We start from the raw sequence: 26,070 nt of genomic DNA, 5'->3' as shown, positions 1-26,070 counted from the left end.
TTTTCTGTCAGCGTAAGTTTTAAGCAATCATCCTATCACTAGGTATTTCAATACCTGACATCGCTATTCCCATAATCAAGACACTGATTTTCACTTTTGGAAAGAGTCATTTTCCTTCCTCTTAGCAAGGTTTTTCCTACAATCCTATTCATCCAATTGCGCTGTCGCCTGACAGCACACTAGTTGATGTATTAGGTGAGGTTCACTTTGAATAATGTTCTTATTATCGACGCTCAACCATTGTATAGCGAAGCACTTGCTTCTCTAGTTGAATCTGTAATCAACGCAGCTGAAGTGATTCAAACCACTGACAGTGCGGAAGTGATGGATCTTGTCCGAGGCCAAAAGATTGATTTGATTATTTTAGACGTAGTGCTTGGCGACCGCGATGGTATGCGTTTAGCCAAAAACATTTTAGCGACAGGATATCGTGGCCGACTGTTATTTGTTTCTTCACGTGACTACTCGAGTCTTTCTAAAGCAGCGTACGAAATGGGTGGAAATGGCTTCTTAAGCAAACATGAAACAAGAGAGACCATTATTGACGCAATTGTGAGTGTTTCACGCGGTTACTCAATGTTTAAGTCGACTCACACACCATCGTCGGGTAACGTAACACTTTCAAATCGCGAAGCCATGGTGTTCCATTATCTTGTACAAGGCTACTCAAATAAGAAGATTTCTGAACAACTTTCACTCAGCGCTAAAACAATCAGCACCTACAAAACGCGTATTCTGAAAAAGTACCATGCGGACACGTTGATTGAACTTCTGCATACTATTCCTCAGTCAGAAAACATTGAGTTTTGCCGCTAAGCGCTCATGTATTTTGCAATAGCACCGATTAACAACTGGTGCATTGCATCATGTCTTAAGCTTTGCTTCACCTGTACAACCACTTTTGGCCAGCCATCTGGGTAAAAATGCTCTGGCACTCTTATAAATTTATATCCATCAATTGGCGCCTGATATTCAAGTAGCACGGTTGCGGCGCTTTTTTGCTTAATTAGCTTCAATACGCTGCTTACGTTGTCTAGAGCCGCAATACGGTTGATGACCATACCGTGGCTTTCCATTGCACGCTTAACGAGCTGCTCTTTCTCTTTCCAACCGATAATCTCTAACATGATAAAGGGAAGTTTGGCCGCTTCTTCCAGGGTGGTAATTCCCAGCTCTTCAGGGACAACTACCACAGCAGGCGCATAGCCGATGAACTTCTGATAAACAGATTTCGGAACATCCTCGTTGAAGTAATGTAACTGCGCATCCACTTTGCCTAGGATTATCTCTTCTATCGTATACTCTGTAATCGTTGCTATCGAAATGTGCGCCTTGGGAAACAGCGCCATTAAATCCATTGCAAGTAAATGCCCAAATGAGTATTGAGCGGTTTGCGGCAAACAAATGGTGATGTCTTTTTCGTAATTTTCCGGTTCAAACTCATCTCTAATTAGACAAGTTTCAAGCTTCTCGAGTGCATCGGAAATTTTAGGTAATTGACGTTTTAAATAGTCCGTCGGTTCCATGTGGTGAGGATGCCGAATAAACAATTCATCGTTTAGCTGGAGTCGCAATCGGGCAAGGTATTTGCTAATTGACGCTTCGCTCTTCCCCATCGCTTTCGCAACGGGCTTGAGCTGACGGTGCTTATCCAGTAAGACAAGTATTTTAAGTAAGTTTAAGTCGAGATCTTTGTTCACGTGCGACACCAGATGTAAGGTCGAGAATAAATAGAGCAATCACTATTTGTTGACTGCTCTAATATAAAAGACCACTCATTCTGTTTGGTCAAATTAATCAAACAGTTATGTCATGGTTATGTTCCGTAACTTTGCATTTAGTCAATACCAGACCTGCTTAATGGGACTTTTGTCTGTGTTTTTTCATCTCATAGAGATCTTCATCTGCACGTACAATAACGTCCTGAAGCGTTTCGTGTAACTCATTCGCCGCGATACCAGTACTCACACTAACTTCGATATCCAAGGTCTTTAGTCGGTTATCTTTAACGACACTACGAAGCTTCTTCGCCAATATTGAAGATTGGCTGATACTGCAACCTGGCAGAATCGCAACAAACTCATCACCACCAGTTCGAACTAGATAATCACTATTTCGAAACACTTTAGACATAGCATCAGCAATAATCCCAATAACTTCGTCCCCTACATGGTGACCGTAATGGTCATTGATTCGCTTGATCCTATCGCCATCTATTGCAATGACGGAATATGGCGCGGTTTCCAAACGACGTTTGAATTCGCTATCTTGAAAGACTCTGCGGTTAAACAATCCCGTTAAATCATCTTTCGTCACGTTCGTCAGTGCTTTCGCGAGGCGAAGTTTGCTCTCTTTAGATTCATAAGCTTTGTTGTAATACGCTAAAGTTACGAAAAAGAAGATGATAAACAAGAACACGTAATCCAGTACAATTTTACTGAATGGGTACATGTAAACAATGAGATTGTTGTTGTCTGCGACATATGATTGGGTGTACGCGAATGATGGAAAGGGGTAGCCAGCGAAGTAAATCACCATTTGCTTGTTCCCATTCGCAATTTGAACATCCACCGCTTTCCCATCATTATAAAGCGGCGAGAGGTACAATTGTTCCGAAAACTCTCCCACTAACTCACCTTGAAAGTAAACCGGACTCATGATGCTTATCGCCATGTCATCGGAGTATGTCGTTTTAAATGGTAGGGAAAACAATACCCGGTCCGTTAGTTGCTCTTTCCACGCGGCTAACACACAAGAATAGTTACTTTTACACCAATCAACATCAAATGTGGCTTTCACTCCCTCTAGCGCTTCAATCGGTCTCTCTAAGATGAGTTTGTTTCCAGTATAAGAACGAAAATACATAACGGCATTTTGTCGATTGAACGCATTTGATAAATACGCTTCAGCCTGATGAAGCGATTTCCGTGCAACAGCTTCAACGTAATTAAGTTTTTCATAACGTGACAGGGAGTAAATCGCATCTTGAAAGCTCAGCTCTGTTTGCGCTTCTACTTCACTCACGCTCATGCCTTTGTATTGCTCGAGCTGCGCTTCCGTCAATAGCCCCATGAGAATTACTTTTTGTTTTATTTTGGCTAAATTATTCGCGTAAGTGTTGAACTGCTTTACTTCATAAGAAATTAACACCGCACCAATCATTGTGACAGAAGTGACGAATAGTAATGTTGCGATGAAAAGAGACAACGCGATACTTTTAAGTGTCATGATGCGGTCTTACGCCCCCGCCACTCTTGTTAGCTCAACAATGTTCTTTACGTTAAATTTATCCAATAGACGGCGTTTGTATGTGCTGACTGTTTTGTCACTTATTGATAGCACTGAAGCGATTTCTCTATTGGACTTTCCTTGTAGTAAATACTTCATTACTGCACTTTCTCTGCTTGAAAGTTGTGGCATTTCTCGAACGCTGTTAACAACTTGCTTAAATTTGAAGAAGGTATACCCCTTCTCTACCGCTTCTATCGCGTCTTTAAGAATGTCGTGATTTTCCGATTTACACACATAGCCATCAGCGCCAGAACGAAAAGCCATTTGGCTGTACATTTGGCTAGTTTCAGCGGAGAAGAAAATGACTTTGCCTTCATAACCATGGGATTTGATACGTTTGTAGAAATCAAACCCATCGCAATCTGCCAAGTTCACATCTAAGATCAACAGTTGAATTTCTTCCTTTTTCAATATTTGTAATGCCATCTTCGCTGATGTTGCAGTAAATACCCCATTTGTTTTCCCTAACTCTTCCAACAACGACTTGATTGCAACACAAACGAGAGGATGATCGTCAAAGATCAAGTAATTCAATTTATTCATATCTTTCATTTAGTATGGTTATGGCTTCTAGTGGCATGGGTTTATCAATGTAGAAGCCTTGGCAAAGATCAATCCCATACTCACGTATCGCTTGCAGTGTGACTTCGTCTTCAATACCTTCCGCGACCAGTCGTATATTCAAACTTTTCGCTAACGCGCAAATAGCAACAACGATGTTGCGTTTTTTGATGTCGCATTCGACACCTTGTACAAACGAACGATCGATTTTTAACTCGTTGAATGGCAGTTGAGCCAGTTTTTCAAACGTTGATGAACCCGTGCCAAAATCATCTATTGAGACAGTGACACCGTTCATCCTCAACTTGAGTAAATTCTTGTACAGGGACGCGCTAGTCTGAAATGTATCTCGCTCTGTAATTTCAATGGTGATTTGTGATGGGTCAATCTCGCTCTCTAAACATTGCTGTAAAAAGTAATGAGAGAACGCCGTATCTTCTAAATTTTCATGGTCTACATTGATGGATACGTTTTGCGTCAATCCGCGGTGTTTCATGTCATAGATAACATTACTCAATACAGCTTGAAACAACTCTCCAGAAAGGCGGCAACGCTCTACAATTGGCAAAAAATAATGAGGGGGTAACACACCATAAATAGGATGATTCCAACGCGCGAGCGCTTCATACCCAAGCACTTCCCCACTTTGCACATCGACTAAAGGCTGGTAATAATTTTTCACGCGCCCTTCAGCCAGAGCAAACAGGAATTCTTGATCTTCCACTTCAATAGGTTGCGCAAAGCTGACTTGTTTCGCTTTTCCATCTTTTATTTTACCCAACAAATCAACGACTTCATTTTCATCGTATGGCTTAGGCAGCTTCCCTAATACTTCAAAACTAAATCCCTCGCACATGGCTCTTACCGCAGAAATAATGGTCAATTCCATTGCACTGACCAGTACAACTTGCCCCTGGTACTGGACTTCATCGAGCATTTCCATCATATCGATGCCGTCTTTTCCGGGCATTTGGATATCACAAAAAATTACGTCAAAATGTTGTTCCTGCACACTCTGAATAGCAGCATCCACACAGTTAAAGGGGATGACTTGCGCGCAATAGCGATCCAATATTTGCGTAAGTATTGTGGTTTGTAGCGGATGGTCATCAATCAACATCACATTAAATTGTGTATTCATTTGTCTCTACCCAATAGTTTATGTTTTCGATCTCCTGCTCGATTCGTAAAATTAGCTCCGCTGTTCGCCTGTCAAACTCCGCAGCAGTAACTCGTTCTGCCTCAATGCAAAGCTCAGTCAGCATGCTTACCCCTATCGCCCCAACCGCTCCTTTGATGCCATGAATGACCCGTTTTTTGTCTCGCTCAGTCGATGCGGCGTTTAAGTTTTTTATATCTGTAGACATTGATTGACTAAACACGCGCGCAATCTCTTTTGCGTCCTGTGCTTTGAACCGTTTAATCCAGCCGGGCAGCCTACCCCTCTCTTTTTCGCCAATAAATGGAATCAAAACGGTTTTTAATTGATTAAGGTCATAGGGCTTGTAGAGCACATCATCAATGCCGATATCCTGTGTGCGCTCAATGGCAAGACGAGCATCTTCTGCTGTCACACCGATGATTGGAATTGCTTTAAACTCGGAGTTTTTCACGTGCCTAACAAGCTCATAGCCATCCATTTCTGGCATATGAAAATCGGTCAGCAGCAACACAACGTTTTCATCTTGGTTGATGTATTCCCATGCTTCGCGGCCGTTATTCACAATGACAGGTTCGATTCCAAGTTCATGAAGCTGCATTGCTATCACACTTTGGTTAATGGGATTATCTTCTGCGACCAGTACCGTGCCGAGAACCCAAGAAACCACTTCTTGATTTGCGTCACTAAGCTTGGTTTCTTGCTGCGTTTGGCTGAGCAAATTGAACAATGTATCTGGATATTGAATCTCTCTTAGCGTAAGACTGCCAAGTACCCTTTGTTCGTCACGCAGCATTAGGCCATTAAAACTGGCATCGCTGTCGTGTATAGGGTGAAGGTTCGCCACCATTGTTTTTAACGTCGCTGGACGCATTTTCCACGCGTCACACCACTGGCGAATATTAAGTGGTAAGCTCTCGCTATACGTCCAGTTCAAACAAACGTCTGGCTCAGAGTCGCAATGCTCAATTGGCAGTCTGACAGTAATCGTCGTGCCCAAGCCAAATTGTGAATCGATGCAGAGCACGCCGCCCATGCAGTCGATCAATCGGTCAACAATGCTTAGCCCCAATCCAGTACCGCCATATTTACGCGTAATAGTGTCATCCGCTTGAACAAAAGGATTGAGAATGCCTTCGAGTTGGTCATCCGTCATGCCGATACCTGAATCCGCCACTTTCAAAATAAGCTGCTTTTCATGAAGAATGACACTGATTCCAACCTCGCCTTCGGCAGTGAATTTCATCGCATTGGAGAGTAGATTGGTGGTAATTTGCACCAATCGCAGCGCGTCGATTTCAATGAAAGCATTCGAAAATGGTTTGATTGTCACTTTGTAATCCAAACCTTTCGCAAGCGCTCGTGGTTCAAAGCTTCGAAACACATCGCACAAGGTTTTAAGCAAGTCGGTCTTAACTGGGGCGACGGTTAAGTGCCCTGCCTCTAACTTTGAATAATCCAGTACTTCGTCTACTAGCGTATTCAAATGATTGAGCGAGCGTATGGCTTGGGCAATTAACTCGCGATTTGAATCTGCCGTCACTTGGCGATTTAGCAAATCGAGGATGCCGTGTGCTGCCGACAATGGCGTTCTTAATTCGTGACTCATGGTTGCCAAAAAGTTTTCGCGCGCACGTACCGCGGTTTGCGCTTCTTTTTGCGCATCGATTAACGCCTGCTCACGTTCTTTTTGCTGGGTAATATCTTGAATAACAGTCAGTACAAACTTGTTCTTACCGCTAGGAGAAGCGATGACTTTGCGTTCTCGATATACATGTTTAATATCAAGTTCACAGCCCGACGAGGCAACCTCTTCTGAAATACGCTTTCCAGCGATAACAGTGGTCAGTTCATCAAAATTATTCACCAGAGGAGCGTGCGCAGAATCACTTTTCAACTTACATTGTTGGCACTGTTTACTGTTGTAGTTGGCACAATTGCTCATCTCCATATGGTTATTTTCACTATGGATAAAAACCAAGCTATTGATCTCTTTGATGATGTCCATCAGCCATTGCTTTTCCGCTTCCTCATTGTCAGCATTAAATTCGGCTAACCTCACTTTAAGTCGCATGTGAGATAAGATGAAATACGCCGCAATTAACATGAGACAGAATATGAATGAACCAGCAACAACAAATGTAGCGATCTGCTCCGCGTCATAGCCATAAGTCAGTTTGAAGCTTCGGTGAGAACGCAGCAGTTTTTCGATCTCGTTAGAATCAATGGTTTCGATGATGCTGTTCAACATGTGTTGAAGTTGTGTATTGTGGTTTGCAACCGCAAATGCATTAGAGAACGTCAAAACGTCCTCCGCATTGATCACCAAGCCATCGACTTGATCTTGTGCAATCATGTTGTGAACGATGTCGTCAGGAATGTAAGCCACATCCAAAACGCCCGATTTCAAATCGGTAAGCTGCTTTTTCAAATCATCATAATGATCAACTTGGCCTTGCTGCCAAGTGCCCAAATGAACTAACCCTTGCTTTTTCAAAGTGAGCAGAATACCCGCTTCTTTCAGTGCAGATTTATCGCGCTTGCTCTGCTCCGCTTGGATAGCCACGTAATTACTGTGCATGAATGGTTTAGTGAACAACCAATCTGACTTAGGTAGCTCACCCACATAAGAGATGGGGACTATATCGGCATCAAATGCCGTTAATCCATTTGAAAGGCTCGACGTCGGCTTCACATACTTAAAGCTCAAGCCAGTACGAGACTGCAATAAGTCGACAAAATCTGGAAAGAAGCCATCTAACTCGCCCGTTTGCGAATCTCGGTAGAGAAACGGATAAGCTTCGTCACTGCTGCTGTAAGTTATCACTAGTTTGTTTTGATGATTACGTCGGTAATCTACCAATAACTTATCACTGATATGGTAAGGATTTTTCGAGGCGACGGAGCGAATGTTTTTTCCATTTTGCTCCCACTGAAGGATTTTGTTGATGTCATCGATCAGACTCTGTTTGTCCAACGAAGCGATAAAACTCACCTCTTCGTTTTTCAACCAACTGGGAATATCGACAACCCCTTTTACAATGTCATTCAAATCCAAATATTGGGTAATACCAACATAAGTGTAAATCAGCGCGTTCGCTTTACCTCGCTTAACTTCATTAAACGCCTCTAAACGTGTTTTAACATAATGTATCTTATCGATACCACGTTCAGTGAGGTTGTCACAATACACACTGCCCTCAACACACACCCATTTAAGATCACGCGCATCACTATCTCGGTAAGTGGCATTCCGATACCAAACAGCGATAGTGCTCGAAAAGAAAGGCATCGAAAACAAGAAACGCTTTTCTCTTGCTGCTGTTTTACTAAATCCAACCGCACCATCAATCTTCTTGCTTTCGACATCCGCAAGTAAAGACGGAATATGCTTGTAAGTCCGAAGTTCTAACTCATAATCCAAAGCTTTAGTAATGTTAGACAAATACTCAAGACTAATTCCGTACGAAGGACCAACGCTACCGTCAAACGAGTCTTTAGCTTCGTCTTGCGCAATAACACCAACGATGACCTTCGGTTTAGGACTCTGTTTGGCAGTTGAGCAAAAAGAACTCGCTAAAAAAATTAAGGCGACGGACGATACCGTAATACTTCTAAGAATACTGAGCATGACTGCTTCCTCTGAATGGAAGCTCAGACTAGTTTTTGTCAGATAAAAGTCAAACTTCGCTCAATAGCGAAATAAAAATAAAATTTTGATATAAAAGCAGAAAACCAAAATTCGTCAGAACAATCTGACAACACAATCCACCTTTGACTACACAGCGTTTGCGTTCGGTCTCTCACCCAGACGGATATTCACTGCGAGTCGGTATACATAAGGGATGTGTGCTTTTAGGTTTGCACGCCATAGCTTTTTACTTTCATCTTGAATGATTCATCATCATTCCATGATAAACTGACGTATTAACATGAAAGAAAGCTCAACTCCGCGGTTTCGAGCAGCTTGAAGTAAACACAGTTTTAGAAAATGCGTTCTAGTATTGTGTCACTCAAGATTCACATTGCTACTTTTACAACCGCTGGAGCATTAGAAAAATTAAGGTATTAAATTCAAATGGTTAATAACTCAATCCAGTGGTTTCCTGGCCACATGCACAAAGCACGTAAAGAGATCGAAGAAGCAATCCCTCAAGTGGATGTGATCATCGAAGTACTGGATGCTCGTATTCCTTTCAGTAGTGAAAACCCTTTGATTTCTCAAATCCGTGGTGACAAACCTGTCGTTAAAGTTTTGAACAAACGTGATTTGGCCGATCCAGAGTTAACTCAACTGTGGATTGAGCACTTGGAGCAAGAGCAACATGTAAAAGCAATGGCGATCACGACTTCTGAACCACAAGAAGTACATCGAATCATGGAGCTTTGCCGCAAACTTGCCCCACACCGAGAAGAAATTGGTAAAAACATTCGCACCATGATCATGGGTATCCCAAACGTTGGAAAGTCGACGATCATTAACACCCTCGCAGGCCGAACAATCGCTGTAACAGGTAACCAACCCGCGGTTACACGTCGTCAACAACGTATCAACCTGCAAAATGGCATCGTATTATCTGATACTCCAGGGATTTTATGGCCAAAAGTGGAAAATCCACACAGTGGCTTCCGCCTTGCGGCTACTGGCGCGGTAAAAGATACAGCGATGGAATATGACGAAGTCGCATTCTATACCATTGAATACCTAGCAGCTCATTATGCAGACAAGCTTAAAGAGCGTTATCAAATTGAAGAGCTTCCAGAATCAGATATCGAGATCATGGAAGAAATTGGTCGTCGCCGCGGTGCACTACGTGCAGGTGGACGTGTTGACTTGCACAAAGTATCAGAGATCTTATTGCACGAACTTCGTCAAGGCACTTTGGGCCAAATTACATTAGAACGCCCAGAAATGATCACTCAAGAGCTGATTGAAGTCGAGATTGAAACCGCCCGTAAAGAAGAAGAGAAAGCGAAGCGTAAAGAAGAGCGTCGTAAGCGCTATTTACGTAATAAGCGATAAGCTTGTCTCTTATCTACTCATGTTTCAAGGCGCGATTTTCGCGCCTTTTTTGTTATCTAATGCGCCCATTTTTTCACTTTTCAAACTTTATATTCCTCATCCAAAATCCCAGATATGAAGCACGAAAAAACACCGCAAAATCGCCGTATAAACTTTAAGCACAAACTAGTTTAGACCCCGGGCCCCTATAGAGTTACAGCCACCATCCAACCCTCAAATGTCGAGTTTGCAAGGGTCTGCAAACTTATGCAACCTGGTTAGTGACACTCTCCCCAAAATCCGCAATATGAATAAGTGTCAGCGCTGGCGTTTTTCCATATGAAGAAGAGATTTATTATGAGTGAAACTATACAAAGCAAACCACTTCCCTCCTTTATCGAGGAACGCCTAGATTTTTATATTCAAGATCTAATCGAACCGAATGAGAACAAAAAACACCTTGTTCTTGGTAAACGCCCACCGTGTAATGCCGTTGTCCTGCAAAGCAATGATTACCTTGCACTGTCTCATAATAAGGAGATTCAAAACGCGCATCGTGATGCGATTTCCCAGCACGATGACAACGTCGTGATGTCCGCGATTTTCTTACAAGACGATGAATCGAAACCTGTATTTGAAACGCAACTAGCCAGTTTCGTTGGTATGCCTAGTTGTCTACTTTCTCAATCTGGTTGGGCTGCGAATGTCGGTTTATTGCAGACTATTTGTGCACCGAACATACCTGTGTACATTGATTTCTTTGCACATATGTCTTTGTGGGAAGGCGCACGTATTGCCGGAGCACAAATTCATCCGTTCATGCATAACAACACCAGTCACCTAAGAAAGCAGATTTCACGTCACGGTTCAGGGATCATTGTTGTGGATTCGGTTTACAGCACTATCGGGACCATCGCTCCTCTACGTGATATCTACGAAATAGCACAGGAGTTTGACTGCGGCCTGGTTGTAGATGAATCACACTCTTTAGGTACACACGGTCCACAAGGTGCGGGGATACTGCAGGGTCTTGGCTTAACTCATAAGGTAGATTTTATTACCGTTAGTCTTGCCAAGACATTTGCTTATCGTGCTGGCGCGATTTTAGGCCCAGAAAAACTGGCGAAGACGCTTCCATTTGTGGCGTACCCTGCAATATTTAGTTCTACCGTATTACCGCAAGAGATCATTCGGCTAGAGAAAACACTGGACGTCATAAGAAAATCAGATGATAAGCGAGATATTCTGTTTGAAAGAGCCAAGTCTTTAGCCGTTGGTTTAAAACGCATTGGATTTACTATTCGCAGTGAATCACAAATTATCGCATTAGAATGTGGTAACGAGAGAAACACTGAGCGAGTCCGCGACTTTCTCGAAGAGCGAAATGTTTACGGCGCAGTGTTTTGCCGCCCTGCAACTGGAAGGAACAAAAACATCATCCGTTTTTCAGTCAATGCAGACATGACAGCTGCTGAAGTTGATCATGTACTCACTGTCTGCCAACAAGCATTTGCACACCCTGACTTAGAGTTTGTGTAAGTTAGTGTGTAGATAAAACTAAAGAGCTCAACAGTTTTGCTGAGCTCTTTATTCGTGTTATTCGTTGTGAGCAACTCGCCTCAAGAAAACAAGTCGCGAATGATTAGATCCAGTTTGCGATTTTATCGAACAAACGATTTTTATCCGCCGGTTTTACGATGAAGTCAGACATACCCGAAGACCCAATTTTGTCCAACGTGACAGGTGAACTATCCCCTGTATGCGCAATAATAGGTACCGACGCATAGTTTTTATCCGAGCTTCGAATTCGCCTAGACGCTTCTACACCATCCATAATTGGCATTTCGATATCCATCAGAATGAGATCAACATCTTCTTGCTCTAGTGTATCCAGAGCCTGCTGCCCGTCTTCTTTCTGAATCACTTCAAAGCCTTGCTTTTCAAGTAACATTGCCGTGAATTTACGCAAAGATTCATTATCATCCACGACCATAATTGTGCGCTTATTTGAATTATCTAACGTCACCGAGGCCGTTGGTGTCGATACATAGCTTGAATCATATAAGAGACGCTCAATAGTTGGTTTAGTATTCAATAACCAGGCTTGCGTTTCGATCCAAATAGGTTCATATGCAGCCTTACGTGCTCTCTGAGTCGGATGATGCTCAAAAAGATAAACTATGCGTGCTTCAGTGAAAGACAAGAGAGATTCTAATCTATCCAATTGGTTTGCTCTTGGATTTAAGCTCTCAAGATCGATAAAAATCAGATCGAATTCGAACTCGTACTCTTTCTTTTTGAGTACTTGGTTGGCATCTAAAATCGTCGAGTCAAAGCCCATAAAACGGCTAATATCTGTTACTTTAGACACCAAGATATCTTGGCTAGTCACCGTTAGAATGGTTTTGAGTTTAGTCAGATCGTTTTTGATTTCAGTAACGGTATCAGATGTCGTTAGTGGGAAAGTTAACGTAAATTGAGACCACTCCCCTAACTGAGATTGACACTCAATGTTCCCCCCAAATGAACGCATGACTTTTTTACAAAACGGTAGGCCCAAACCATAACTTCCTGATTTGCCGGTGGTGTAAAAGTCTTGAAAGATATTGCGTAGAACATCAGGAGCAATACCAGCACCATTATCGGTTACAACAATTTGATTAAAGCGTTCTGAACTTATCATGGATACATGTATGTGAAAATCTTCAGATTTACGGTGATGGAAGGCATTCTTGAAGAGGTTATACATAACGTATTTAAGTAATGTATCACTACCTAGAAACCCAAACTCACTTCTCGCATCCAGCGATATGGCAAATCGATCAGTGGCACGTTTATAACTGAAGCTTTCAATTGCCCGTTCAACGACCGAGTGAACTGAATATTTTTTGAAGCTAGAACGAGAAACTCGATTTTCATCAATCGAAGTTAGCAACAAATCGATGGTTTCATTACCCGATTGGATAATGTTCATTGCATCCTGACTCACTTCACGTAATAAGGTGACATCCTCTACACTCATGACGTACTGCTCTTTTCCTGCCTCTTTCATGTTGGGCAAGATCGACTGGATAACATCTATTGAAGTGCAAAGCCCACTCAACGGGTTACGCATTTCATGTGCGATCCCTGCCCCGAATGATTTTGCCAGCGAGACTTTCGCTTCATGTTCAACTTGGTTACGAAAATAGAACAAATTACCGAAGACATAAATAAACAGAAAGATTGGCACATGAGTCCAATCCATGGTCAAGTCAAGATGGAACCCTTTTGCAACCCAAGCGAAGAATGTTGCTAAACCTATCCCAGCAAAGGTTTGAGCAAACATGACCCTAGTAACATGAACCAGTAAAATGTGTAAGAAAATTGCAGACATAAACGACATAACCCATACATTGGACCAGTCATTCATCAGTAACATATAAAAAAAGAAAAACGGTAAGCACAGCGTTATCGTCACTTGGTAGTAAATAGGAACATAATCTCTCCAAGTCGATGATAAGCGGTTTCTAAAAATGATGCCGAAAAACAATAACGAGCAAAACAATCTAAGAGGTAAATTTTCATAAGCCTGTGGAAAGGCAAACTCCCAGACAAAGTAGTACAGCGGAAAGCCAAGAAACCCCATCCAGCCAACGAGAGTTAGGTTTGGTTCTGCATATTGATAAACCTTACGTATCGAGTCCATATAATCTGTTTTGCTTACTCCGCCTGACGCACAACAATGTGATTTTGATTCACTTTTATCGTTTTATTATTAACTAATTATATATTAATCATCATTTATAAGCAGCGCGAAATGACGTAAACAGCTCGCAATACTTATCTTTAGTTTCAATCTTTTAAGACAGCTACACTTGATTTACAACCAAATAAACAAAGTTGCATATAGTTTAGTGCAATTTTGCGATAATCGCTCTGTATCCAATTGGATGTTAATCTCATTTTGTGTAAGAAACTTAAGTCGCGCCTTTGGCACGACTTTCCAACGATTCAAAAACAGCACTCACCGCATATAGCGTGGTGAAGAACAATTGGCTTGGGGTGTGTTATGAATTCTGTCCAGATAAAAAATGTCATTTTTGATGTAGGTAATGTGTTGGTACGCTGGTCTCCAGTCGAAATCGTTCGCTTAACATTTGGTGGTTCCGTAGAATCAGAGAAAATGGCTCAGATGCTATTTTCATCACAAATCTGGAAAGATTTAAATAAAGGGACGATCTCCGAAAGGGAAGCAAAACAGCGTTATCAACGTGAACACCAAGTAACGACGGAAGAAATGGACCGCTTCTTTTATTATGTAAAACACACTCAAATATTACTTTACGGCAGTATAGAGCTGTTAAAACGAGTAAAAAGAGCCGGATATGGCGTATATGCGCTCACAGACAACATCAACGAAATTGTGGAACATCTTCGTACTACCTATGAGTTTTGGCCACTGTTTGATGGAGCAATCATCTCTTCTGAAGTTCAATTACTAAAACCACAAGCGGAGATCTACCAAACTCTACTTTCAAAGTATCAGCTTAACCCCGAAGAGACAGTATTTCTTGATGACATGCCTTACAATGTTGAAGGTGCCCGAGCAGTTGGCATGGCTGCTATTCAGTTTGAAAATGCTCAGCAATGTGAGCTCGAACTAAAAGCCATGGGGGTTAACTTCTAGAAAGCTTTCAATAAAACATAACGTTAGGGTGCATAAACAAAAAAGAGCAGTGTTGAGACTGCTCTTATCTAATGTTTTAGAACGCTAGGTTAGGAGTAAATCACGTTTTCCTCAATCCCACTAACTAATGACTGGGCGTTCTTCCAACGGAATACTTTTTCTAACACCTCTTTGCCATCAGGTGCGCGCCAAGTTCGCTCTTGATCCTCTTGACCACCAATGTGGCGATAGAATTCAATCGCAGAAATGTTTTGCGACACAACTTCTAAATAAAGACCTGTGTCTTTAAAGTACTGCTGTTGCCATTCTGCGACAGCAAGTAATAGCTGCTTACCAATCCCACGACCACGGTAACTGTCATCAACATGCAATGCGTCAATAAAGGTTCCACGCTCGAAATCATGGTTGCCGAACACACAAACAAAGCCAAGTAGCAAACCTCCCTCCTCCGCCAAGACAATGTGCTGATTGAATGGTGGGTTGGTCAAACGGGTTTGCCAAATCAGTAGTTTGTCGTCAATCGCTTCTTTCTCAAGATAGTTATCACTAAGAATGCCACGGTAATGACGCTTCCAGCTATCCGCATGAAGATGCGCAATGCGCTCGTAGTCCTTATATTCCGCTAATCGTAAATCCATTACGTATTCCTATTTTCTTACATTTTTGCTTCTTTATAGAGTCTCGGTATATTCCACCTTTATAACACTTGTTTCTTGGCAGATTTTATACACCTTAAGCCAGAGCTCATTTTTTAATACTACTCATTATTCAATTAAAAGCAAAATATCCCATCAAGTTCCTTAATCTACACCCAAAGGAATAGTCACATTTGTCTAACTTTAATTTGACTTACATGTGTACGCTGATATTCTGGCGAACAGTTGTTAGCTCAAAGTTAGGGATACACCTGTGACTCAAAACAAACCACCTGTTATCTGGTTGAATACATTAATATTTTCTGCCAGTTTTGTTCTGACTTTTATTGTAATGCCTTGGTATGCATATCATTTTGGACTGGGTTGGGAACATCTAATTTGGGGAGTGATTGCATTTAGTTTTACTAACCTTTCTATTACAGCAGGCTATCATCGTCTCTGGAGCCACAAAACATACGAAGCTCATCCTATTTTGCGCGCCATTTTTGCGATTGGAGGAGCATTTTCTTTGCAAAATAGTGCATTACATTGGTCTTCTGATCATCGTGTGCATCACAAACATGTCGACAATAACGATAAAGATCCGTATTCAGCCAAGCGGGGTTTTTGGTATTCTCACATTGGGTGGATGTTACGTGATTACAATAAATCAAAGGAAAACGAATATACAAACTGCCGTGATCTAAAGCGCGACAAAATCGTCATGTGGCAGCATAAGTATTATGTTCCACTTGCCCTACTGACTAATATTGGTTTCCCAGTCATGCTCGGACTGATCTACGGTGATATCTGGGGGATGTTATTGGTCGTTGGTGCGGCTCGACTCTTTATGAGTCACCATACGACTTTTTTCATTAACTCCCTCGCACATATTTGGGGTAAGCAAACTTTCACAGACAAAAACACTGCTCGCGATAATGGTGTACTCGCCTTTTTCACATTTGGAGAGGGTTACCATAATTTCCATCATATTTTCGAGAATGACTATCGCAATGGCGTGTATTGGTGGCATTACGACCCAACGAAGTGGTTGATAAAGTCATGTTCTTGGCTAGGACTCACATCTAAGTTGCGCACAACGCCTACATTTAGAATTGAAAAAGCCCGTGCGAGTCAACTTTTGAAGAAAGCAAGAGAAAAGCTAGAATCGAAACCGAACACGCAAACAATCCTCGATCAGCTACAGCACGAGTTTGATACTCTAGTTCATCACATGCAGGAATACTACGAGATGCGCAAAGAAGTACTCGGTGCCAAAACTGCCAGTGTGGTAAAGAAATACGAATGTTCTGTAACAAAAATGAAGTATCAGCAAATTAAAGCAGAGTTCGAACGGCAGCAGCGTAGTTGGAACCTTATGGTTCGTCGATACGCATAGTTTATCCTCATTCTTACGATTACTTAGCTTCGCTTCGGCGAAGCTTTTTTGTTGTGAAGAGTGTTTTCCAATAATTGCTTACTGAGTAAAGTCTTTTTCCTATTGTGAATCAATTCACTCTTTATTCATTCACTTTCCTAGTCATATTTTCCTTCCTATAAATAGCTTCAAACCAGTACATAACACTTAGAAAACCAAATTCCAACAATACAATCTAACGAAATTATTTATTAAATTATTATTTGTCTCAGATCATGCAAGCCCCATATTTGTCTCGTGCCACAGCTAAGAATTCTGTAAATTCCTTGTCATAAACTGAAACAGTTTCTTTCTTTTTTACATAACATTCGGAGATCCCTATGTTAGAGCTCTTAATTGGCTTAGTGGTTACCATTGCGGTGGGTTACTTTATTGTCAAAGGCTATAAAGCTGCGGGCGTGTTACTGACAGCTGGTATTGCTTTACTTCTTATGACTGGCGTTTTGGGGCACGACGTGCTGCCGTCAAAAATCACCTCAACTGGTAACATGGTGACAGATGCGCTGGAATACGTGAAATACATGCTTCAATACCGCGGTGGCGGTCTTGGTATGCAAATCATGCTGCTTTGTGGTTTTGCGTCATACATGACTCATATCGGCGCGAACAACGTGGTAGTGAAACAGTTCTCTAAACCGCTTTCTGTCATCAAGTCTCCTTACGTCCTTTTGGTAGCGGCTTACATTGTGGCGTGTTTAATGTCTCTTGCGGTAAGTTCTGCAACAGGCCTTGGCGTACTATTAATGGCGACACTATTCCCAATGATGGTCGCGATGGGCATTTCTCGTCCAGCAGCCGTTGCAGTGTGTGCCTCTCCAGCGGCAATCATCCTTTCTCCTACTTCTGGTGATGTTGTTATCGCAGCAGAAAAGTCTGGTTTAGAGCTTGATGTGTTTGCGGTACAAACTGTGTTGCCTGTTTCTATTTGCGCAATCATCGTCATGGCAGCGGCAGCGTTCTTCTGGAACAAATACTTAGATAAGAAAGAAAATACGCCAATGGAAAAAATTGATGTATCAGAGATCAAAGCTGACGCACCAGCGTTTTATGCAGCTCTTCCATTTCTACCTATCATCGGCGTTTTCCTATTCAACGGTCGTACCATTCCAGGACTTAGTCTAGACATCTACACTATTGTGGTTGGTTCGATTTTCCTTGGATCTCTGATCCATTATGTTGTAAATAAGTTCGATGGTAAGAAATCACTAGAAGATTTAGATTCTTGTTACGCGGGCATGGCTGACGCGTTTAAAGGCGTTGTGATGCTTTTGGTTGCCGCAGGGGTTTTTGCACAAGGTCTGATGTCTATCGGCGCTATCGATAACTTACTTCATCTCGCAGACAATGCTGGTGCAGGCGGCGTTGCTTTAATGCTTATTCTAACTGCATTGACAGTTGCAGCAGCAATTGCAACGGGTTCGGGCAACGCGCCTTTCTATGCGTTCGTGGAGTTAGCACCATCTTTAGCTGCTAAAATGGGATTAAACCCTGCGTTCCTAATTATCCCGATGCTTCAAGCATCAAACCTAGGCCGTACTATCTCACCAGTATCTGGCGTAATCGTTGCGACATCAGGTATGGCAAACATCAGCCCGTTTGAGGTTGTAAAACGCACATCCGTTCCAGTTCTAGCAGGCCTTATCACGGTGATTATTGGTACTATGGTGCTTGTTCCAATGAGTGCCTAACGGTATTGCCACGATCAAACTAAAAGCAATATCCGAACAAAATTACGTTTAATTAAAAACGCCAGCAAATGTGCTGGCGTTTTTTTATTCTAATGTGATGATTTACGCTGACTTAAATCGGTCAGGAATCTTAGTGATGCTCTCTCTGTAGCTAAACCATAAGTAGGTAACGGCAAGCGAAAAGAATAAATATGAAAGTGCGAATACGATTGGAGACGTGATTAATTCCGCGGACATTCCCCACATCACACCGACTACGGTTATCGTCAACTTAGAAAGCATACCGCAAATGAGTAGGAATAAAGCAAGCTGTGGAAAGCGCGAGCTGCGAAATGCGAAGAAATAACAGCTCCCTACCGCTAAAGAAGCAATGGATAAGCCCAACATAAATGAATGGATGTGGTCTGCTGATGCGATACCAGCGGATACCGAAGCCATGAGTAATAGGAACAGTTTCATAAGTCACCTCACAACAAATCTAAAAAGCATCCCTTCATAAATGGAAACTCATTTTTCACTATATTTTGCGCCTAAAATCAGCAATTACAAGTTACTTTTTTGCTCACTTAATGAACACAAAAGCTAATCAGCTTCAATTATTACAAAAGGTTAACAATTAAAAATTAAGAAACCCTTTGCATCTGATACTTACGACCGTCAGATGATAAATTCGCCATTTTTGTTACAGATGGTTAACATGGAAACATTTTGAAATTTTTTATTTGAAATGTGAACTGTGCACTCAACAGCGTAAAACCTCTCTGTCTTGACTCATCATTCGTTATTAGCGAACAAAAAATATCACTTTTTTACAACGTTCTTACTACATACAAAACCATGAATTCACATCCACTTTTAATGTTGCAAATTATTTTATCAGTAACCGTAAAAAGAGATTCCAATCACATATTTATTGGTTATAATCCGCGCTCATTGCGTTAAACGTTGAAAAACGCAAACTAATTTTGAGAAAAAACATCTTTAAACCAACCTTCTTTGCGGCATTGCCAATAAGAGGAAAAACTGAGAATAAAAATGAGCAAGATTGATAAAGCTATGCGCATCCTGTTAGCAGGGTTCTGTATCAACCTTTGTCTTGGCATCCTGTATGCTTGGAGTGTATTCAACAAGGCACTGGTAACTGAATCAGGCTGGAGTGCTGCAGAAGCTTCTGCACCTTACGCAACTGCAACCATCACTTTCTCTATCTGTCTTCTTATTGCAGGTATTCTTCAAGACCGCATGGGCCCTCGAATGATCCTTATCCTAGGTACTGTTCTTACAGGTCTGGGCATGATCGCTTCTGGCTTTGTGAACTCTCCACTCATGCTGAACATTACATTCGGCGTGATCACAGGTGCAGGTATCGGTTTTGGTTACGCATGCCTATCACCTTCTGCGATGAAGTGGTTCCACGCTTCGAAGAAAGGTATGGTTAACGGCATTATTGCGGCAGGTTTTGGTCTAGCGGCTATTTACCTTGCGCCAGTAACTTCTGCGCTAATAGACAGCATGGGCATTCAAACTAGCTTTATGGTTCTTGGTGTTGGTATCCTAGCGATTGCAGTTCCTCTTGCAGCAACCATCAACAACCCACCAGCAGACTACACACCTGCGGAGCCTAAAGTAAAAGAAGGCCAAGCACCTAAAGCGGTGAAAAAGTCAGATGACTTAACTTGGAAAGCAATGTTGAAAACGCCACAGTTCTACTCTCTATGGATCATGTACGCGTTTGCAGCTTCTGTTGGTCTAATGATCATTGGTAACATCACGACAATCGCAAGCGTTCAAGCAAACTTGCCAAACGCGGTTTACCTAGCGTCTATTCTTGCTGTATTTAACTCTGGCGGTCGTGTTGCCGCGGGTATGCTTGCAGATAAAATCGGCGGTGTTCGTACGCTTCTACTCGCGTTCGTTCTACAAGGCGTAAACATGGTGCTGTTCGCGACGTTCGACTCTGAGTTTACACTGATCATCGGTACAGCAATCGCAGCGGTAGGTTACGGCACACTTCTAGCGGTATTCCCTACTCTAACGGCTGAGTTCTACGGTCTGAAAAACTACGGCACTAACTACGGCGTGCTTTACACAGCATGGGGTATCGGTGGTGCAATCGGCGCAGCGGTTGTTGGTTTCTCGATGACAAATGGCGACGGCTACACCTTGGCTTACACAATTTCTTCAGCAATGATGGCAGTATGTATCGTACTAGCGTTCATCACTAAGCCATTGTCTGAAGCGAAAGTAGCACAGCTAAAAAACGCATAATTGCGAATTGATTTGATAGCGAAAAGGCTTAACCTATGGGTTAAGCCTTTTTTGTTATCGGTCGTTTATGGAAAGCCCTATCGAACTTGCACCAGACTACTATCTAGAGAACTTCTTCAAGCTGACTCATCACGCAATAACTTGGTACAGCGATTTACTGACCAAGGAAGAACACGCATGGCTTTGCTCGTTTGATTCTTTGAGCAAACACGCCCAGTGCCTTTTGGTGCGTTTATACAGCCGAAAGGGATGTTGGTTTCGAAGTGATAAGCTGAGTTATCAAGAAATACCTTCTATCAATGAAGCACTGGCAGAATTGAGTCAGCATGAGTTTGTAGCCCTTTCCCCACCCCTTTCTCATCAAGAGTTAGCGGCTAATTTACTGACCAAACCAGAAATCTCCGCGCTTTATCCCGAACTGCCGAAATCACTCAAGAAAGACGCCCTTGTCGAACATTTGAGTAATACGGAATTTGATCGTATAGAGCGGCTTGAGTTTACGATCGTCAAACTCAATTCTGCTCATATGATCGACGTGTTACTCACTCTGTTTTTTGCCAACACCCATCAAGACTTAAGTCAGTTTGTGCTTGATGACTTAGGTTTGCATCAGTTCGAGCAATATCAATTGAGTAAAGTGCGCCGTTTCTTTGATTCACGTGAGCAAATAGACCGCTTAATTGAACTGAGCCAGTTGGCCAACCTGTACTGGCAATTTGACCGAAAAGACAAAGCCAATCTCGACTTATTAATTGAGGCAATGCCTCAGCCCGTTAAACACCGTTACGTAGATCGTAAACGCGAGCACATGTTGAATGACATAGCACGTGATTACGAACGGCTTAATGATCTAGAGACCGCCCTATCTCTATTTGGCCAAACTCAACTCACACCGAGCCGAGAACGACGCGCACGTATCTATGACAAATTAAACCATGATGATTTATTTTGTGACATTGTCACAGATATGCTTAACTCACCGATCGATGTGTCTGAGCTCGAAGTTGCACAAAAACTTGAGCAACGGTTAAAACGAAAACAAGGCGAGAAAGTGCCAAGAGTGACGAAGCCAACCTGTACGGAATACTGCCTTGAACTGGATTTATCTCAACAGAGAGTCGAACTCGCCAGCAAAGCGTATTTTGAGTCCTTAGGCTGGACTGTATTTTACGCCGAAAATGCACTGCTTAATGCATTACTTGGTCTCACTTTTTGGGATGCGATTTTTGCTCCTATTGAAGGGGCATTCATTAACGCTTATCAACACCGTCCTTTAGATTTATATCACTCGGATTTTGTTACCAAGCGCCAAGCTTTGATAGACACCGCTTTTGCCGAACTAGAAGCGGGCAACACCCAGATGTTATTGACAAAATACGATGAGAAGTTTGGCATCAGTAATCCATTTGTACATTGGAATTTAATAAGTAAAGAGCTACTCGAAACAGCACTCAACACTATCCCAACCAATATGCTGATGGCGCTGTTCAAAATACAATTGAGCGACCTTAAGCTTTACCGTAATGGGATGCCGGATCTCATTGCTTTTAAAGAAAACGAGTTCGAGTGGATTGAAGTGAAAGGCCCTGGCGATAAACTCCAGGATAACCAATGGCGTTGGATCAAAGAGTTTACTCGCCTTAATGTCCCGTTTGCGGTGTGTTACGTCGCAGCAACTTAACTTACTCTATATAAAGAGCTTGGTGTTTGTTCACTCAAACCGCCCCTCGGTTATCGCCCCTTGCTCTTTTTTCTAAACATTTTTTCGTTTCTTCACGATCGCTTCACGCTTCTTCACACAAAATGCGCTTCTACTCACTAAGTTGATTTGAAGAGGCAAAATAAAATGAACAAAACACTTCTTGCGTTACTTGTTACCTGCTCAGTTTCGGTATCTGCGGCTCCTTATGTAGGTCTGGAATATGGACTAGGCACCACTGACCATGATTTGGAACCTCACTTTTCAACTGACAACGTAACACTCAACCCTGAGCTTGAAGACGGTATTTTCTCAGGCTTTGTCGGTTACGCATTTAATGACAACTGGGCATTGGAACTAGGTTACAGCCAGTTTGACCTTGATGATAGTCGTTCAAAAAACCTAGGTATCAAGTCAATCGATGGCAAAGATTACCATCATGAAATGGATTGGGATGCGTCAATCAAAGCCAAGCAAGTGTCGTTGGCTCCTGTGTTTAACTATGCATTAAATGATAAATGGACAACAAAATTCAAAGCGGGTCTAACGTACACGGAATACAACGCCAAGGTTGCTCAACATCAAGAATATGAGCTTGTCGCGAATGACGATGTGGAAATAAGCAACACGCTTTTCCATAGCTCGGAGAAAAGCAACGAGTTAGGCGCAATGCTCTCTGTGGGCGCGGAATACCAAGTGTTGCCAAAGCTCACCATTGGCGCAAACGCTAAATACCAACTAGACAGCTACGCAAACACTGCATCCTTTAACGTAGGCACAACTTATTACTTCTAATATAAGGAGATGATAATGAAAAGAGTATTGTTAACATCCATGCTTGCCCTACTTTCAAGCTCGGCTTTCGCCGCGTTTAATGGTCCAGAAGTCAGTGCAATCAATACGGTGAAAGAGGCGCGCAACGCAACCGACGACAGCGCTGTAGTGCTAACCGGGCATATTGTTCAATCATTTGGTAACGAGACTTACTTGTTCAAAGACAACACTGGTGAAATCGAAGTAGAGATCGACAACGAAGATTGGATGGGTCAAGAAGTGACACCAAAAGATACCGTAATTATTCGAGGAGAGGTTGACTCAGATTGGACAACTACGCAGATAGACGTTGAGACCATTCAAAAACGTTAAGAGGTTGACTGATACCTCAACACAAGCAACACAGCCACATTTTAGTGGCTGTGTTAAGCAATAATCATGGAAAACGCTCGTTTAGCTAGTCAAGCAAGGGCAATCTTGCGGTACGACTAATCGTATACTCTTAGGCTGAACATCAAATCTAATGGTTCTCGAATGATAAGGTTCTCCATCTAAATTAAGAGGCAATGGATTCGGAAAATCTATCTCCAACCAGCTTGCTTTAGTGTACTTCACAAACTCTCCTTTCTCACTCGGGTTATTGATCTCGTCGATTACTTTCGGCAGCTCATGAGGTAAAAATGGGCGCACCAATGTTAAATCCATCATCCCATCATTAATCATCGCTTTTGGAGCTAACTCTTGCCCACCTCCAGCAAGGCGCCCATTACAAAACGCACCGAGCAACATTTCTCCCTGATACGCGCCACCTTCAATCGTTATTGTTCCGTCATATGGTTTAAAGCCAAGTGCTTTTACAACACCAGTTAGCGTGTAAGCTCCACCGCCAAGAAAGTTTTTGAGTTCAACAGGCGTTTCTGCTGTAACTTCTGCGCCAAACCCTGCTGTTGCCACGTTAATAAAGCAGCGATCGTTCGCTTTGACGCAATCGACCAAAGCGGACTGCCCCTCAACAGCAAGAGATAAAGACGCCTTAATGGAATTAGGTACTTGAATAGCGGTAGCAAAGTCATTGGCGGTACCAAGGGGAATAATGGCTAACTCAGGGCGTTTTTCTTTGTCAATTTGAATAATCGCAGAAGCCGCCTCATTGACGGTCCCATCGCCACCAGCGACAACAATACGTTCAATGCCTTCATCAACCGCTTCTTTAACTAGCCGCGGCATGTCTTGAGACTCCCACGTCACACGCACCTGTACGTCGATGCCTTTTTCTCTCATTTTCATGATTGCATCTCTTAACTCTGGATTCCCAGCTTTTTTTCCGTTAAGGATGGCACGTATTGTCTTTTTCATTGCACTTCCTATTGGTTGATGACTTTTCCTGCTTGCTTAATCTGTGAACGTAACCACTGATGGGCGCTGTCGTTTGTGCGACTGGGATGCCAGATTGTACAAAGCTCATACATTTGTTCATCAAATGGCATTGATAAAGATTTAACATGATAGGTGTTATTGAACAAGTTGATCATCGACTCTGGCATTAAACCAATGTATTCACTACCACAAATAATTGGGAGCATTTCTAGTACGCCTGAGGCTCGATACTTAATCTTTCTCTTATCCAAGTCGACAATGTCATCGGCGTTTAACAAGCTCTTACGACTCTGCCACTGCGAAACCACTACGTGTTCTTCTTCAAAAAATTGTTCAGCCGTAATCTCGTCATTCAGGCGTGGATGCGCTTCGCTACATACCACCACCAAACGCTCCGTAAGTACAGTTTCCAGTTTTAACACCGTTCTTGCTCTTGGTGTGATATCAATGATCAAATCGTATCGTTGTAACCGCAGATCACTTTCAAAATCTTCCGTAAAAAGCGGATGTACTTCTAATGCAACATTTGGCGCCGACACACGGATTTGTTTCATGACTTGAGGTAGCAACTCAAAACTTGCAACGGACACACAGGCAATAGAAAACACTCTATTCGACACTTTAGGGTCAAACTCACTAGAGGCCGATAATGTCGAAGTGAAATTTTGTACTGAAGCTAGAAGAGCAGGATAAATATCCATCGCAAACGAGGTAGGCTCGACACCTTTAACGCAACGATGAAACAATGGATCATCGTAGATATCACGTAGCCTTGCTAGCGCTTTACTCACCGCAGGCTGGGTGATGTTTAAACGCGCCGCCGCCCGAGACAAGTTACGCTCTTCATAGATGGCAGTGAAAATGGGAATAAGATTAAGGTCGGTCGGTTTCATGCTATTAAATTTTTCAAAAGTCACTTTCTCTATTTTAATCTAACAGCATGATCCTTCACGTAGCCAAGTGCAATAAATGGGCGGTATCGCTTGTTTTAATGAGTTTTAACTCAATTTTGACGCACTTCATTCACTACATAAACTGGCACCGTAGTGCAACGTAAAGCTTGACTTAGGCTTTGCCTAGGTAAGGGGTAAGAAACTCGCTGACTTCCTCGCCGCACAAACCCGTTTCTACCTCTACACCTGCTTGTTTTAGAATCTCGATACCTCGACCACTGTTGCGCGGGTCGGGGTCCAATATGGCTACGACGACTTTGCTTATGCCGGATTTGACTAATGTCACCGCGCAAGCTGGCGTGCGACCAACAAACGAACACGGTTCCAGCGTAACGTATGCCGTCACCGATTCTAACGAGCCTTGATACGCATTCAGCGCTTCCACTTCCGCGTGATTGCCACCAATCGCTTGAGTATGACCTTCAGAAACGATTTGATTGTCTTTCACTAACACGCAGCCAACCGGCGGGTTGGGTTGACATTCAGGAAGCGCATTTTTGGACACTTCCAATGCGCGGCGCATAAACTCTTGGCTCATTTGAACTCTATTCTCTAA

21 protein-coding genes are annotated in these 26,070 nt (G+C 42.5%); 10 read left to right on the top strand and 11 right to left on the bottom strand.

Features of this window, described 5'->3' with window-relative positions; all coding sequences use genetic code 11:
* Positions 1–207 precede the first annotated feature (207 nt).
* Positions 208–816 (top strand): response regulator transcription factor, encoded by a 609-nt coding sequence (locus tag UQW94_RS00845; RefSeq protein WP_085569072.1) that lies wholly within the window; start codon positions 208–210, stop codon positions 814–816.
* Here the strand turns inward: UQW94_RS00845 and UQW94_RS00840 are convergent.
* The 5 genes from UQW94_RS00840 to UQW94_RS00820 form a co-directional block, all read right to left on the bottom strand.
* Positions 813–1,700: a LysR family transcriptional regulator gene (locus UQW94_RS00840; RefSeq protein WP_017635345.1), complete on the bottom strand. Its 888-nt coding sequence runs from the start codon at positions 1,698–1,700 to the stop codon at positions 813–815. The two genes, UQW94_RS00845 and UQW94_RS00840, sit on opposite strands and share 4 nt — an antisense overlap.
* Before the next feature lie 157 nt (positions 1,701–1,857).
* The gene (locus UQW94_RS00835) at positions 1,858–3,228 is read right to left on the bottom strand and encodes a GGDEF domain-containing protein (RefSeq protein ID WP_017635346.1); all 1,371 of its coding nucleotides are present in this window, start codon (positions 3,226–3,228) and stop codon (positions 1,858–1,860) included.
* Between the two features lie 9 nt (positions 3,229–3,237).
* On the bottom strand, positions 3,238–3,834 hold the full coding sequence (locus UQW94_RS00830; protein WP_017635347.1) for a response regulator transcription factor: 597 nt from the start codon (positions 3,832–3,834) through the stop codon (positions 3,238–3,240).
* Positions 3,827–4,993 (bottom strand): EAL domain-containing response regulator, encoded by a 1,167-nt coding sequence (locus UQW94_RS00825; RefSeq protein ID WP_322141915.1) that lies wholly within the window; start codon positions 4,991–4,993, stop codon positions 3,827–3,829. Before UQW94_RS00825 ends, UQW94_RS00830 begins: the two co-directional genes overlap by 8 nt.
* On the bottom strand, positions 4,977–8,642 hold the full coding sequence (locus UQW94_RS00820) for an ATP-binding protein (RefSeq protein WP_322141914.1): 3,666 nt from the start codon (positions 8,640–8,642) through the stop codon (positions 4,977–4,979). Before UQW94_RS00820 ends, UQW94_RS00825 begins: the two co-directional genes overlap by 17 nt.
* A gap of 447 nt (positions 8,643–9,089) precedes the next feature.
* Between UQW94_RS00820 and ylqF the strand changes: the two genes are divergently transcribed.
* Positions 9,090–10,034 carry a ribosome biogenesis GTPase YlqF gene (ylqF, locus tag UQW94_RS00815; protein WP_005376521.1) on the top strand — a complete coding sequence of 315 codons (945 nt, stop codon included), beginning with the start codon at positions 9,090–9,092 and terminating at the stop codon, positions 10,032–10,034.
* A gap of 336 nt (positions 10,035–10,370) precedes the next feature.
* Positions 10,371–11,552 (top strand): alpha-hydroxyketone-type quorum-sensing autoinducer synthase, encoded by a 1,182-nt coding sequence (cqsA, locus tag UQW94_RS00810; RefSeq protein WP_017635350.1) that lies wholly within the window; start codon positions 10,371–10,373, stop codon positions 11,550–11,552.
* 103 nt (positions 11,553–11,655) lie between these two features.
* On the opposite strand, the gene UQW94_RS00805 is transcribed toward cqsA, so the two are convergent.
* On the bottom strand, positions 11,656–13,701 hold the full coding sequence (locus tag UQW94_RS00805) for a response regulator (RefSeq protein WP_322141913.1): 2,046 nt from the start codon (positions 13,699–13,701) through the stop codon (positions 11,656–11,658).
* Positions 13,702–14,064: 363 nt separating this feature from the next.
* Between UQW94_RS00805 and UQW94_RS00800 the strand changes: the two genes are divergently transcribed.
* Complete coding sequence (locus tag UQW94_RS00800) at positions 14,065–14,682, top strand: HAD family hydrolase (RefSeq protein ID WP_017635351.1); 618 nt, start codon at positions 14,065–14,067, stop codon at positions 14,680–14,682.
* Between the two features lie 89 nt (positions 14,683–14,771).
* Here UQW94_RS00800 and UQW94_RS00795 read toward each other — a convergent pair whose 3' ends face one another.
* Positions 14,772–15,320, bottom strand: coding sequence for a GNAT family N-acetyltransferase (locus UQW94_RS00795; protein WP_005376525.1), 549 nt, complete (start codon positions 15,318–15,320; stop codon positions 14,772–14,774).
* A gap of 271 nt (positions 15,321–15,591) precedes the next feature.
* Between UQW94_RS00795 and UQW94_RS00790 the strand changes: the two genes are divergently transcribed.
* Positions 15,592–16,716, top strand: a complete 1,125-nt coding sequence (locus UQW94_RS00790) for an acyl-CoA desaturase (RefSeq protein ID WP_017821552.1) — start codon at positions 15,592–15,594, stop codon at positions 16,714–16,716.
* A gap of 359 nt (positions 16,717–17,075) precedes the next feature.
* On the top strand, positions 17,076–18,443 hold the full coding sequence (dcuC, locus tag UQW94_RS00785; protein WP_203345392.1) for an anaerobic C4-dicarboxylate transporter DcuC: 1,368 nt from the start codon (positions 17,076–17,078) through the stop codon (positions 18,441–18,443).
* A gap of 102 nt (positions 18,444–18,545) precedes the next feature.
* Here dcuC and UQW94_RS00780 read toward each other — a convergent pair whose 3' ends face one another.
* Positions 18,546–18,902: a hypothetical protein gene (locus UQW94_RS00780; RefSeq protein ID WP_005376535.1), complete on the bottom strand. Its 357-nt coding sequence runs from the start codon at positions 18,900–18,902 to the stop codon at positions 18,546–18,548.
* A 576-nt stretch (positions 18,903–19,478) separates the two neighbouring features.
* On the opposite strand from UQW94_RS00780, the gene UQW94_RS00775 reads away from it, so the two are divergent.
* The 4 genes from UQW94_RS00775 (at position 19,479) to UQW94_RS00760 (ending at position 23,556) form a co-directional block, all read left to right on the top strand.
* Positions 19,479–20,711: an OFA family MFS transporter gene (locus UQW94_RS00775; protein WP_005388232.1), complete on the top strand. Its 1,233-nt coding sequence runs from the start codon at positions 19,479–19,481 to the stop codon at positions 20,709–20,711.
* Between the two features lie 67 nt (positions 20,712–20,778).
* Positions 20,779–22,392, top strand: coding sequence for a VRR-NUC domain-containing protein (locus tag UQW94_RS00770; RefSeq protein WP_262653583.1), 1,614 nt, complete (start codon positions 20,779–20,781; stop codon positions 22,390–22,392).
* Positions 22,393–22,557: 165 nt separating this feature from the next.
* Positions 22,558–23,205: an AcfA family outer membrane beta-barrel protein gene (locus UQW94_RS00765; RefSeq protein WP_322141912.1), complete on the top strand. Its 648-nt coding sequence runs from the start codon at positions 22,558–22,560 to the stop codon at positions 23,203–23,205.
* Between the two features lie 15 nt (positions 23,206–23,220).
* Positions 23,221–23,556: a YgiW/YdeI family stress tolerance OB fold protein gene (locus tag UQW94_RS00760; protein ID WP_167416069.1), complete on the top strand. Its 336-nt coding sequence runs from the start codon at positions 23,221–23,223 to the stop codon at positions 23,554–23,556.
* Between the two features lie 81 nt (positions 23,557–23,637).
* Here UQW94_RS00760 and yegS read toward each other — a convergent pair whose 3' ends face one another.
* The 3 genes from yegS to UQW94_RS00745 all read right to left on the bottom strand — a co-directional run bounded on the left by yegS (position 23,638) and on the right by UQW94_RS00745 (position 26,052).
* Complete coding sequence (gene yegS / locus UQW94_RS00755) at positions 23,638–24,540, bottom strand: lipid kinase YegS (protein ID WP_322141911.1); 903 nt, start codon at positions 24,538–24,540, stop codon at positions 23,638–23,640.
* A gap of 8 nt (positions 24,541–24,548) precedes the next feature.
* Positions 24,549–25,454, bottom strand: a complete 906-nt coding sequence (locus UQW94_RS00750) for a LysR family transcriptional regulator (protein WP_005376541.1) — start codon at positions 25,452–25,454, stop codon at positions 24,549–24,551.
* 172 nt (positions 25,455–25,626) lie between these two features.
* Positions 25,627–26,052, bottom strand: a complete 426-nt coding sequence (locus UQW94_RS00745) for a bifunctional diaminohydroxyphosphoribosylaminopyrimidine deaminase/5-amino-6-(5-phosphoribosylamino)uracil reductase RibD (protein WP_053349169.1) — start codon at positions 26,050–26,052, stop codon at positions 25,627–25,629.
* Positions 26,053–26,070: the final 18 nt, after the last annotated feature.

Source organism: Vibrio sp. PBL-C16 (assembly GCF_034321865.1).
GTDB classification, from domain to species: domain Bacteria; phylum Pseudomonadota; class Gammaproteobacteria; order Enterobacterales; family Vibrionaceae; genus Vibrio; species Vibrio alginolyticus.
This window is presented reverse-complemented; position numbering and strand designations above follow the sequence as displayed.